Consider the following 11,532-nt stretch of genomic DNA (forward strand, 5'->3'; position numbering starts at 1 on the left):
CGCAGGAAGGCGGCTGGATTTGCGTCGCCGCCGAGGCTTTGGGCGGCGCGCAGGCGACGCTCGACCGCACCGTCGGCTATGCGCAGGAGCGTATCCAGTTCGGGCGCCAGATCGGCAGCTTTCAGGCGTATAAGCACCGGCTCGCCGACATGATGGTCGAGATCGAGCAGGCGCGTTCGGCGGTCTATTGGGCGGCATGCGCGGTCGACGAAGGATCGGACGAAGCGCCGATCGCGCTCCATTCGGCCAAGAGCTTCGCCGCCGACACCTATTTCCGCTGCGCGGGCGACATGATCCAGCTCCACGGCGGGATCGGCTTCACCTGGGAGCATGACGCGCATCTGTTCTTCAAACGCGCCAAGGCGATCCAGTCGATGCTCGGGACGAGCGCCTGGCATCGCGAGCGGATCGCGCAACTGATCGGGCTGGGAGACGCCGCATGAAACTGGGCTTCTCGCCAGAGGATGAGGCGTTCCGCGCCGAGGCAGCCGATTGGCTCAACGCGCAGATGCACGGCGAATTCGGCGACCTCAAGGGGCTGACCGGGCTCACCGCGGCGGCCGAGCGCCGCAAGGAATGGGAGCTCAAGCTGGGCGAGGACCGCTGGTCGGTGATCGGCTGGCCGAGCCAATGGGGCGGCCGCGACGCGACGCTGGCGCAGCAGGTGATCTTCGCCGAGGAATATGCCCGCGCCGGAGCGCCGGGGCGGATCGCGCACATGGGGGTGGAACTCGCCGGCCCGACGATCCTGACCTTCGGCACCGAGCAGCAGAAGCAACGCTTCCTCCCCGGGATCGCCTCCGGCAAGGTGCTGTGGTGCCAGGGTTATTCCGAACCCAACGCAGGGTCCGACCTCGCCAATGTCCGCACCAAGGCGCGGCTCGACGCGGCGACCGACGAATGGGTGGTCGACGGGCAGAAGATCTGGACCAGCCTGGCGCAGATCTGCGACTGGATCTTCGTCGTCGCGCGCAGCGAGGAAGGCTCGAAGGGACCGAAGGGGCTCACCTTCCTGCTGATGCCGCTCGACCAGCCGGGGATCACGATCCGCCCGATCCGCCAGATCAACGGCGCGGCCGAGTTCAACGAAACCTTCTTCGACGGCGCGCGCACCGCCTCGGGCAATCTCGTCAGCACGCCGGGCAACGGCTGGCAGGTGGCGATGGGGCTGCTCGCGTTCGAGCGCGGGGTCTCGACGCTCGGCCAGCAGATGAATTTCCGCAACGAGCTCGATGCGATCATCGCCGCCGCGCGGGAGAATGGCAGCGCGCAAGACCCGCTGATCCGCCAGCGCATCGCCAAGGCCGAGATCGGGCTGCGGCTGATGCGTTACGGCGCGCTGCGGATGCTGAGCCACACCGATCACGCGCGCCCGGACGGCGCGGCGCTGACCTATAAGCTGCAATGGGCGAGCTGGCGGCGTTCGCTGGGCGAACTGGCGATGGACGTTCTGGGCCAGGCCGGCGAGGTGACCGACGGCGAGGACTATCATTTCCCGATGCTGCCGAACCTGTTCCTCTCGGCACGCGCGGACACGATCTACGGCGGGACCAACCAGATCCAGCGCAACATCGTCGCCGAGCGCGCGCTCGGCCTGCCGCGCGAGCCGCGGGGGTCGATGTAGTCCCGTCATCCCAGCGCAAGCTGGGATCGCGTGCCCCATAGGTCGCGCTTGCGGCCTGAGATCCCAGCCTGCGCTGGGACGACGAAAAGCGCCGGTCAGTGCTTCCCGACCGGCGCCTTTTCGTCAGAAGTTCAGATCGAGCGTCACGCCATAGGTCCGCGGATCGCCGTAGATCACCCCGCCCCAGCCGAGCTGGCCGTAATCGATGCCGCGCGCGACATAAGCCTTGTTGGTGAGGTTCTTTCCCCACAAAGTCACGCTGACCTTGGCCGCGCCGAGATCGAAATCGTCGATCCGCAATTGCGCATCCCACAAGCCGCGCGCGCTGCCCGAGGTCACCTGCTGGAACGGCGCGGCGAGCGGGTTGGCGAACATCACCTGCGACGAGACGTAATTCCACCCCGCCCGCGCCGTGAGCCGGGCGCCGCCGCCGATCGGCCGGGTGTAGGTCGCGCCGGCATTGGCGGTCCAATCGGGCGAATTGCCGAGCGTGATCACGGGGGCGATATTCTGGATCACGCCGTTGATATCCGCCGCCGGAAATTGCTTCACGTTCTTGTGAACATAGCCGACCGACCCGTCGAGCGAGAGTTCGTCGGTGAGGACAAGCTGCCCTTCGAGCTCGGCGCCGAGATAATTGGTCTTGCCGGCATTCACCACCTGCGTGCCGAAGGTCGCGCCGCCCGGAATCGGGATCGTCGCGAGCTGATCGGAATATTGGTTGTAGAACACCGCACCGTTCAGCCGCAGCCGGTGGGCGAATTCGGTCTTGGCGCCGATTTCATACGACCAGATCTTCTCGTCCCTGAACGGGATCAGCGGGATATTGGCCGCGGCGCTGGTCGACTGGCGCGCGTTGAACCCGCCCGAGCGATAGCCGCGCGCGACGCGGGCATAGAGGTTCACCTCGTCGCTGGCGCGATAATCGACCGTGAAATTGCCGGTCGGCGCGCTGAACTTGGCGGTCTGGTCGTTGAGCGCGAGATCGACCGGCGCGGTGAACGGCGTCGGCCCGTTCTGGAACCGCGCCATCCGCTTGGTATCCCAGGTGTAACGCAGCCCGAGCGTGAACCCGAGCGGCGCATCGGCTCCACCCGGCCGCCACGTCGCCTGGCCGTAGATCGCCTTTGACGAACCGTAAGCGTTATAGCCGAGCACCGAGCTGGGCGTCGGCACCAGCCGGTAACGTGCGGGGTTGGCCGCCTGCAGCACCGGTGCGAGCGCGCCGAAGTTCGTCGGGGTGAACACCGCCTGATTGGTGTCGAGCACGAAGCCGAAGCTCTGGTCGTTGCGCTCATAACCGTTCTCACGGAAATAGAAGGCGCCGACCACCCATTCGAACGCGCTGCCCTTGCCCGAGACCAGCTCGAGCTCCTGGCTGAACTGATGCTGGCGGCGCACGTTGCTCGCCTGGAACAGGGGCTGCGTCGTCGTCGGTACCGATTGGCCGGCGAGGAACGCCGCGGTGCCCGCCGGCTGGAACAACGACAGCACCCCAACCGGGAAACCGTTGAGCAGCGACGTCTGCGTGAACAGCGGCCCGCGCAACGTCCCCATCCCGTCGAGATCGCTGCCCTCGATCCTGTTCTTCCAGCCGCGCCACGCGGTCGAGGAGCGCAGTGTCACCCCGCCGAGATCGGCCTCGACGCGAAACAATTCGCCCCACACGCGGTCGCTCGACAGCCGGGCCTGATCGAGACAGAGGGTATCGAGCCGCGCGAGCTGCACCGGCTTGCCGCACCCCGGCTGGAGCACATTGGCCTCGGCGAGATAGCCCGCGACATTGGCCGGCTGAACCTGCGAGAAAGTGTTGCCGCCGATCGTGACATTGGGCCGGAAGGTCCCGTCCCCCACTTGTGCGAGCTGCTGCGCCGATGCGACGCCGTCGACGCGGGTATAATCGAAGATGTTGGTGATCTTCAGCCAATGCGCCAGATCGAGCGTCGCCGCCCAGCGCACGCTGTCGGTCTTGTTGCCGCCGGGATCGAGCAGCCGATCGGGCTGGAGCGGATTGTCGACGGTGCCATCGCGCTGCTTGTGGAGATAGCCGATCGACATGCGCAGCACGTCGCCGATCGTCCCGCTGTTGAGGATGAAGCGCCCGGTCAACTGATTGAAATTGCCGTAGCCGAACCGCAACTTCAGGCTGGCATCGTCGGTCGGCAGCTTGGTGATGAAATTGATCGCGCCGCCGGTCGTGTTGCGCCCGAACAAGGTGCCCTGCGGCCCGCGCAGCACCTCGACGCGCTCGATATCCGCCACCTCGAACGAGGCGGTGGACGAGCGCGCGAGATACACGCCATCGAGATAGAGCCCGATCGGCGAATCATAACCCTGCGTCTCGTCGGCCGGGGTCGGGATGCCGCGGATCGAGACCACCGCGGCGGTCGCATTGGTCGTGCCCGGCGCGATCGCGACATTGGGGGCCAGCGCGCTGAGATCCTTGATCTCGGAAATGCCGCGCAACTCCACCTGCTTGGCGGAAATCGCCGAAATTGCGATCGGGGTCTGCTGGAGGTTTTCCTCGCGCTTTTGCGCGGTGACGACGATCTCGGTCAGCCCGCCGGTCGAGGCCTGCTGCGGGGGCTGTCCGTTCTGCGCCTGCGCCGCGATCGGCAGTACCAGCCCGGCGCCGCTCGCCAGCAAGGCGCGCACGGTCGCCCGATGCCAAGACTTCATGAGCCTCTCCTCCCCTGCCGGCGGTCCGCCCCGCGTTCATGCGGGTGCGATCCCCTGTCCGGCGTCAGCGGGGAGGTTTTCAAAGTTCGTAATTTATGTCAATCAAGATTCCGCATCCAAGTAAAAGGATACGAAATATATTGTCGTTCGCGGAGCATCAGCCCCCGTCGGCGTCGACGACTCGCTCGGCCTCCGCGATCCGCACGACGCGCGAATTATATTTGACCGTCTTCACCGCGATCGAGGTTTCGACGTGGTGCACCCCGTCGATGACGAGAATCTGGTCGGACGCGAGCGCGTAAAGCCGGTCCAGCTCGCTGAACAGGCAGACGACGAGGATGTTGAACCGCCCCATCGCGATCATCACCGCATCGACATTGGGAAAAGCCGCGATCTGCTCGGCGATCGGGCGCAGCCTGGCATATTCGGCCTGCACCCCGATGATCGCGAGCTTGACCGAATCCTCGAGCCGCAGGCTGGTGATCGCGGTGAAGGCGATCAGCCCGTCCTGCTGCAGCCGCTTGATCCGGCCGCGCACCGTCCCCTCGGTCACCCCGAGATCGGCGGCGATTTTGCGGTTGCTGACCCGTGCGTCATGGGCCAAAATATCGATCAGCTGTCGATCGAGCTGATCCAGCGTCGGCGCGGTCATTCGCCCTCCCGCGCCTCGATCGGCGCAACATCGAATTTATACTTGAGCACGTCGGTAACGATCGACGGCACGATCGTGCGGATGCCGCGTACCGGCGCGAGCTTGTGCTGCAGGAAATCGGGCAGTTCGTCCGAATCGTGCAGCGCGATCAGGATGTCGATATCGTGCCGCCCGGTGACGAGATGCGCGGCGAACACTTCGGGCAGCTCGGCGAGCTCGGTCGCGACCTCGGTCGCCGGGCGCCCGTCGACCTCGATCGCGACCTGCATCAGCATGTTATAGCCGTGCGCGGCGAAATCGGAGACCGCAACGACGCGCAGCTTATTGGCATCCTCCATCCGCCGGATGCGCGACGAAACGGTGGCGGCGGTCAGCCCGAGCGTCTCGGCGATCTGCTGGTTGGTCGCGCGGCCATTGTCGCGCAATTGCTGGACGATGGCGCGATCCACCTCATCGAGAACGAAATTGTCATTCATCGTGCTGCCCTTCTTCTCGCTCGCCCGTTGAGCGTGTCGAGGCCGCTCGTCAATGCCGCCGTCAATCGCGCATCTGCGCGCCGCCGTTGACGTGATAGACCTGCCCGTTGATCCAGATACCGTCATCGGAGGCGAGAAAAGCAACCATTGCGGCGATATCCTCGGGCTGGCCGAGCCGGCGATGCGGCACCGCCTTCAGCCCGCGCTCGACATATTCCGCGGTCAGATGCTGCTTCACCGCCTCGGTCAGCACCAGCCCGGGGCAGATCACATTGGCGCGAATGCCGTCCTTACCCCAGCGCGACGCGACATGGCGCGCGAGCGCGTGGATCGCATTCTTGGCCATCGGATAGGCGACCTGCCACGGCGCCCCGCCCGAGGCGGCGCCCGACGAGGTGTAGATCATCGCCCCGCCGCCGCGCGCGAGCAGCAGGGGGAGCGCCGCCTGAGTCGCGAGGAAATGGCTTTTGGCATTGATCGCGAAGGAGGTTTCCAGAACGTCGACCGCGCAGTTGAGCGCATCGACGTCGCCGTCGGTCCCGCCGGCGAGATTGGTGTGATAGAAATCCAGCCCGCCGAATTCGCGGCTGGCGGTGGCGACGATCGCGGCCTGCGATTCCGCCGAGGTGCCGTCGAGCCGCACCCCGATCGCGCGGCCGCCGCTCTCGCGGATCGCGGCGGCGACCTCCTCGGCCCAATCGGCCATGATATCGCCGATCACCACCGCGGCGCCTTCCTCGGCGAGCCGCCGCGCGGTCGCCGCCCCGATCCCGCGCCCGCCCCCGGCGACGATCCCTATCTTGTTCCGCAATCCACGCATTCGATCTGTTCCGCTTGCACCTCCCCTCCCTTGTTCAAGGGAAGGGAGAAAGGCCTACAGCATCGCCAAAGCGATGAACGGCAGGCCGACGATGCCGACCAGCCCCAGCTTGCCCCACAGGGCGAGCCGCGGGTCCTGATGGTCCCACAGCCCCAGCGCGCCGAACGCCCCTGCCGCCCCCGCACCGGGAATCCAGAAGCCCGCCAGTCCGAAAAGGCCGAGCAGCCCCCCGTGCCGCATCCAGCCGCCGGGGCGCGCCTTATCGACCGGATGTTTCAAAACCGCGAAACCGGCGAGGCCGATCAGCCCGAGCAATCCCAGCAGCGGCGCGACGTGATGCATCATGCATTCCTCCCAGCGGTTGTCGGTGTCAGGCGATCGGCGGCCGGCGGCCCTTCCACGGCGCCGCGCGTTCGAGCTGCCCGGCGAGGCGGAACAGCATCGCCTCGTCGCCGTAGCGCGCGGAGAACATCACCCCGATCGGCAAGCCCGATGCCGACATGCCGAGCGGGACCGACATGCTCGGCTGGCCGGTCATATTATAGACCCCGGTGAAGGGGGTGAACGGCGTCACGTTGCGCATGAACAGCTGCACATCCTCCTGCGACAGATCGATCGTGCCGAGCTTGAGCGGCAATTCGGCGAGCGTCGGCGACAGGATCAGGTCATAGCGCGTCATGAATTGCGCCAAGGTGACGGCTGCTTCCTGGAGCGTGTTATTGGCGCGCACCCAGTCCATCGCGCTGAATTTCTCGCCATATTCTCGATAGAAGGACAAAGTGACCCGCTCGACCACGTCGCGGCCGAGCGGGATGCCCGTCGCCTTGGCGCGCGCATCGAGATCGGCCGCGACCGAGGCGCCGATCATCACGAACCCCGCCTGACCGATCGCGCCGGCATCCAATTTGGGCGCGGCCTCCTCGACGATATGACCGAGGCTTTCACACAATTTGGCCGCGCTCATCGTCGCCGCGGCGCATTCCGCGTCGACCGGGGTCCCGCCGGGCGGGGTCATCATCAGCGCGATGCGCAATTTGCCCGGCGTGCGCGTCACTTCCTCGAGAAACGAGCGTTCGGGGGTCGGCGCGACATAGCGCGAGCCGGGTTCGCCGCCGTGGGTCGCATCGAGCAATGCCGCGCTGTCGCGCACGCTATGCGTGACCGCGTGGTGGCAGGAGAGCCCGCCCCAGCCCTCGGTCCTCAGCGGCCCCATCGGCACGCGGCCGCGGCTCGGCTTCAATCCGAACAACCCGCAGCACGACGCCGGAATGCGGATCGAGCCGCCGCCGTCGGTGGCGTGCGCGGCGGGGATCACGCCCGATGCCACCGCGGCCGCCGCGCCGCCCGACGAGCCGCCGGCGATATGCTCGGGGTTCCACGGATTGCGCGTCGCGCCGGTCGCCTTGGATTCGGTCGTCGCGGTGAGGCCGAATTCGGGGGTCGTCGTTTTGCCGAAGATCACCAGCCCGGCGCGCTCGTGGCGCCTGACCAGCTCCGAGGTGACTGTCGCGCGGAAGTCCTTGTAGTAACGGCTGCCCTGCCCGGTGATCTCGCCTGCGATGAAGGTGTTGAGATCCTTCTCCAACCACGGCACGCCGGTGAACGGCCCCTGCGGCAGTCCGCGCGCGATCGCCTTGCGCGCATAATCATAATGTTGGCGCGCGAGGAAATTGAAGCGCGGGTTCATCGCCTCGCACCGCGCGATCGCCGCATCGAGCAATTCGCTGGGCGAGACCTGCCGCGTCTTGACCAAAGCGGCGAGGCCGAGCGCGTCATGCCGGTCGAGCAATCCGGCCTTGGCAGCGGCGGCGGGCCTGGCCACGCCGCCGACCGCAACCGCAGCCCCCGCCGCGACCACCGCCCTGCGCGTCAGTTCCACGCGTCAGGCTTCCGCCGCGCCGGCGTAGAATTGCGCATAATGTTTGCGGAACATCCCGATTGGCCCGTCGCCATCGCACACCAACGGACGCGGCAGATATTTCTGCCGGTCCCACACCACCTTGTCCTGATCGAATTGCTTGCAGATATCCTTGATGATCGCGCGCGCGAGCCCGGCCATCGGCCCTTCGGCCTGCGACTTGGGCTGGGTGAAGCAGAAGCGCGCGTGGATCTTGTCCTTCTCCACCGGGGTCAGGCAGGCGACGAGCAGTGTTTCCGAAATGCCAGTGAAACGCGTCCAGCTCTGCCCCGGGCCGACCGTCTCATAAGCGATCCGCCCGTCGACCTCGCCCTGCGGGGTGCCGAGCTTGGCATCGACATAGGCGGCGCGGCGGTGCCCGTTCCACTCGAACTTATAGTCGGGGAAGGTCGCGGTGCCGTGGATATATTTGAAATGCGCGGCGTCGACGCCGTTTTCGGCCATGTTCTGGATATTGCCCCAGACATACCATTCCTGGATGTCGTAATCGGTCCAGTCGGGGTCGGATGCCTCGGGGACGTGCGCCACCTCCCATTGCGGCGCCGCGCCCTCGGGGTGATACCACATCCAGATCCAGCGATTGGCCTCGGTCACCGGCCATTGCCGGTCGCACGGGCGGCGGACCTGCGGCGGGATCACCTTGGCATAGGGGATCTCATGCACCACCCCGCTGCCGTCGTAGCGCCACGCGTGGAACGGGCATTCGAGCATATTGCCCTCGACCCGCCCGCCATAGCCCATGTGCGCGCCGAGGTGGCGGCAATAGGCATCGAGCATCCGCACCGCACCGTCCTCGCCGCGCCACACCACCAGATCGGTGCTGAAATAGCGCAGCGGCTTGACCTCGCCGACCTGAAGCTCGCTCGACAGCAGGATCGGATACCAGCCGAACGGATAGGGCAGATCGAGGTTGCGATCGGCGACCGGCGCGCGGTTGCGCGGTTCGGCCATCCGCCATTCCTTGAGCGCATCGCCCTTCAACCCGGCGAGCATCTGCCACACCGCGACGGGTGCGGTGCGCGCATCGGTCAACGCCTGGTCCGCCATCTTATTTCTCCAGTCCGAATACTTTGAGCGCATTGTCGCGCAGGAATTTGGGCCACACCTCGTCCTTGAACGGCACGTTGGGCATGTCGCCGAAGATGCGATCGAGGCTCAGCCCCATCGGGAAATAGCCGGCGTAGATCACCTTGTCGGCGCCGCGCGTATTGGCGTAGTCGATGATCGCCTTGGGATAATGTTTCGGGGCAAAGGCGCTGGTCGAATAATAAAGGTTCGGCCATTTGAGCATCAGCTTGACGGCCAATGCTTCCCAGGGCTCGGCGCCGTGGCGCATCACCACCTTGAGCTCGGGAAAGAACCAGCACACTTCGTCGAGATGCTCGACGCGCTGCGTTTCCATCGGAATGCGCGGGCCGGGAATGCCGACGTTGAGCAGGATCGGAATGTCGAGCTCGACCGCGCAGGCATAGAGCGGGAACATATATTTGTGGTTGATCGCCACCTGCGGCAGCGTCCCCGCCGGAAAGACGCTGATCGCCTTGATGCCATGTTCGGCATGCGCCTGTTTGATCCGCCGCACCTCGGCCATCCCGCCATTGGGATCGACCGGCATGTCGAAGAAGAAGCGATCGGGATAGCGCTCCTTGGCGCGCAGCGAGGTGGCGTTGCCGTTCCACCCGACCAGCGCCTTTTCGATGTTGAAGCGGTCCATCTGGTCGACCGTCCAGGCGACGAAATCGTCGGTCTTCCCACTCTGCGGGATGTCCTTGAACATATATTGCGCCGGCATCGTGAACTGCTCGACGCTCTGCGCGTCCTTGAGCAACGGGCGGAAGAATTCGAACCACGCCGAGCGGTCTTCCGCCTCAGGGATGCCGAGCATACAGTCGATCACCCGGATGTCGGTCGGCATTGCCATGTCATGCTTCTCCTGAAAGCTCGGGCCACATCGCGCGCAGCCTGATCTTGTCGACCTTGCCCACCGCATTGCGCGGCAGCGGCGTGCGCGCGAAGGCGACGCGGACCGGCGCCTTGTAGCGCGCCAGGGTCGTCGCGACGTGATCGCGCACCTGATCCTCGCTGAGCCCAGCGGCGAGCACCACCGCGACGAGCCGCTCGCCCAATCTTTCGTCGGGAAGGCCGAAGGCGGCGCCTTCCGCGACCTCGGGCAATTCGCTCAACGCGCGCTCGACCTCGGCGCAATAGATGTTCTCGCCGCCCGAGATGACCATGTCCTTCTTGCGGTCGACGATGAAGATATAGCCTTCTTCGTCGATCCGCCCGATGTCGCCGGTGCGGAACCAGCCCTCGGCATCGAGCACCGCGGCGGTTTCCTCGGGGCGGTTCCAATAGCCTAGCATCACCATCGGCCCGCGCACCGCGATCTCGCCGATCGCGCCCGGCGGCAGCACCTTCCCCGACGCGTCGAGCACCCGCGCCTCGGCCAGTTCGAGCACCCGCCCCGCCGCCTCGCGCTTGCGCAGGAAATCGGCACCGAGCGCCATCGCCACCGCGCCCGATGTCTCGGTCAACCCGAAGCCGGTGCCGAGAAAGGCGTTGGGCACCGCCGCCTGCACCGCCTTGAGCAGGTTGATCGGCAGCGCCTGCCCGCCCGTCCCGATATTGTTGAGCGAGGAGATGTCGACCGCGTCGATCTTGGCGCGGTTGAGCACGTCCCACAGCATCGTCGGCACGCCGTTGAGCGCGGTGACGCGCTCGGCCGCGATCAGCCGCAGCGCCTCCTCCGGCTCCCAGCGGCGCATGATCACCACCTTGCCGCCCGATAACATCGGCGAGAGAAAGGCCGAGCCCAGCCCCGAAATGTGAAACAAAGGATAGACCAGCAGGGTCGCATATTGCGGGCGGTTGGCGAGGATCGTCTCGACCGGCACGCCATATTGCTGCGCCGCATTCTGCAACACCATCAGCCCGGCGAGCTGGACGCTCATCAGCCCGGTGATCAGGTTGCGATGGCTGAGCACCGCGCCCTTGACCCGCCCGGTGGTGCCCGAGGTGAACAGGATCGCGGCGGGATCGTCGGGCGCGGCGGGCGCGATCTCGCGATCGAAGCGCCCTTCGCTGGGAAAGTCGCGCGCATCGATCACCCGGCCGGGATAAGCCGCCGCGACGAGCAACGCGGCGCGCTCACTGTCCGCCAGCACCAGCGCCGGGGTGCATTCCTCGACCGCGGCACGCAATTCCGCCGGGGCGCCGCGACTGTTGACCAGCACCGCCACGCCGCCGGCGCGGATCGTCGCGAGGAAGGCGATCATCCATTCGGCGCGGTTGCGCATGCAGATCGCGACGCGCTCGCCCGGCGCGATCGTCAGCATCGCCGCCAGCGCGTCGCGCCGCGCGAAG

General features: G+C 66.3%; 11 protein-coding genes. 2 read left to right on the top strand and 9 right to left on the bottom strand.

The genetic code is table 11. The features are described from left to right. Together BGN95_RS05210 and BGN95_RS05215 are read left to right on the top strand one after the other, a co-directional pair. Nucleotides 1–443: acyl-CoA dehydrogenase family protein (locus BGN95_RS05210; RefSeq protein WP_286771860.1), on the top strand; the 443-nt coding region annotated here is incomplete at its 5' end. After that, nucleotides 440–1,624, top strand: coding sequence for an acyl-CoA dehydrogenase family protein (locus BGN95_RS05215; protein WP_286771861.1), 1,185 nt, complete (start codon nt 440–442; stop codon nt 1,622–1,624). The genes BGN95_RS05210 and BGN95_RS05215, both read left to right, overlap by 4 nt. A gap of 123 nt (nt 1,625–1,747) precedes the next feature. Here BGN95_RS05215 and BGN95_RS05220 read toward each other — a convergent pair whose 3' ends face one another. The 9 genes from BGN95_RS05220 to BGN95_RS05260 all read right to left on the bottom strand — a co-directional run bounded on the left by BGN95_RS05220 (nt 1,748) and on the right by BGN95_RS05260 (nt 11,504). Next, nucleotides 1,748–4,303 (bottom strand): TonB-dependent receptor, encoded by a 2,556-nt coding sequence (locus BGN95_RS05220; RefSeq protein ID WP_179511044.1) that lies wholly within the window; start codon nt 4,301–4,303, stop codon nt 1,748–1,750. A 157-nt stretch (nt 4,304–4,460) separates the two neighbouring features. After that, on the bottom strand, nt 4,461–4,955 hold the full coding sequence (locus BGN95_RS05225; protein ID WP_179511043.1) for an Lrp/AsnC family transcriptional regulator: 495 nt from the start codon (nt 4,953–4,955) through the stop codon (nt 4,461–4,463). Further along, on the bottom strand, nt 4,952–5,431 hold the full coding sequence (locus tag BGN95_RS05230; RefSeq protein WP_179511042.1) for an Lrp/AsnC family transcriptional regulator: 480 nt from the start codon (nt 5,429–5,431) through the stop codon (nt 4,952–4,954). The genes BGN95_RS05225 and BGN95_RS05230 overlap by 4 nt, the downstream gene beginning before the upstream one ends. Before the next feature lie 61 nt (nt 5,432–5,492). Beyond that, nucleotides 5,493–6,242, bottom strand: a complete 750-nt coding sequence (locus BGN95_RS05235) for an SDR family NAD(P)-dependent oxidoreductase (protein WP_286771862.1) — start codon at nt 6,240–6,242, stop codon at nt 5,493–5,495. A 63-nt stretch (nt 6,243–6,305) separates the two neighbouring features. Beyond that, entirely contained in the window at nt 6,306–6,596 is a 291-nt protein-coding gene (locus tag BGN95_RS05240) for a hypothetical protein (RefSeq protein ID WP_209547654.1), read from the bottom strand. Nucleotides 6,597–6,621: 25 nt separating this feature from the next. After that, nucleotides 6,622–8,130 (bottom strand): amidase, encoded by a 1,509-nt coding sequence (locus tag BGN95_RS05245; RefSeq protein ID WP_286771863.1) that lies wholly within the window; start codon nt 8,128–8,130, stop codon nt 6,622–6,624. 3 nt (nt 8,131–8,133) lie between these two features. Continuing rightward, nucleotides 8,134–9,216 carry a Rieske 2Fe-2S domain-containing protein gene (locus BGN95_RS05250; protein WP_179511039.1) on the bottom strand — a complete coding sequence of 361 codons (1,083 nt, stop codon included), beginning with the start codon at nt 9,214–9,216 and terminating at the stop codon, nt 8,134–8,136. Between the two features lies 1 nt (nt 9,217). Then, nucleotides 9,218–10,090, bottom strand: a complete 873-nt coding sequence (locus tag BGN95_RS05255; protein WP_179511038.1) for an amidohydrolase family protein — start codon at nt 10,088–10,090, stop codon at nt 9,218–9,220. Nucleotide 10,091: 1 nt separating this feature from the next. Then, nucleotides 10,092–11,504 (bottom strand): class I adenylate-forming enzyme family protein, encoded by a 1,413-nt coding sequence (locus BGN95_RS05260; protein WP_286771864.1) that lies wholly within the window; start codon nt 11,502–11,504, stop codon nt 10,092–10,094. Nucleotides 11,505–11,532 lie beyond the last annotated feature (28 nt).

This window comes from Sphingomonas sp. 66-10 (genome assembly GCF_001897045.1).
In the GTDB taxonomy this organism is placed as follows: domain Bacteria; phylum Pseudomonadota; class Alphaproteobacteria; order Sphingomonadales; family Sphingomonadaceae; genus Sphingomonas; species Sphingomonas lycopersici.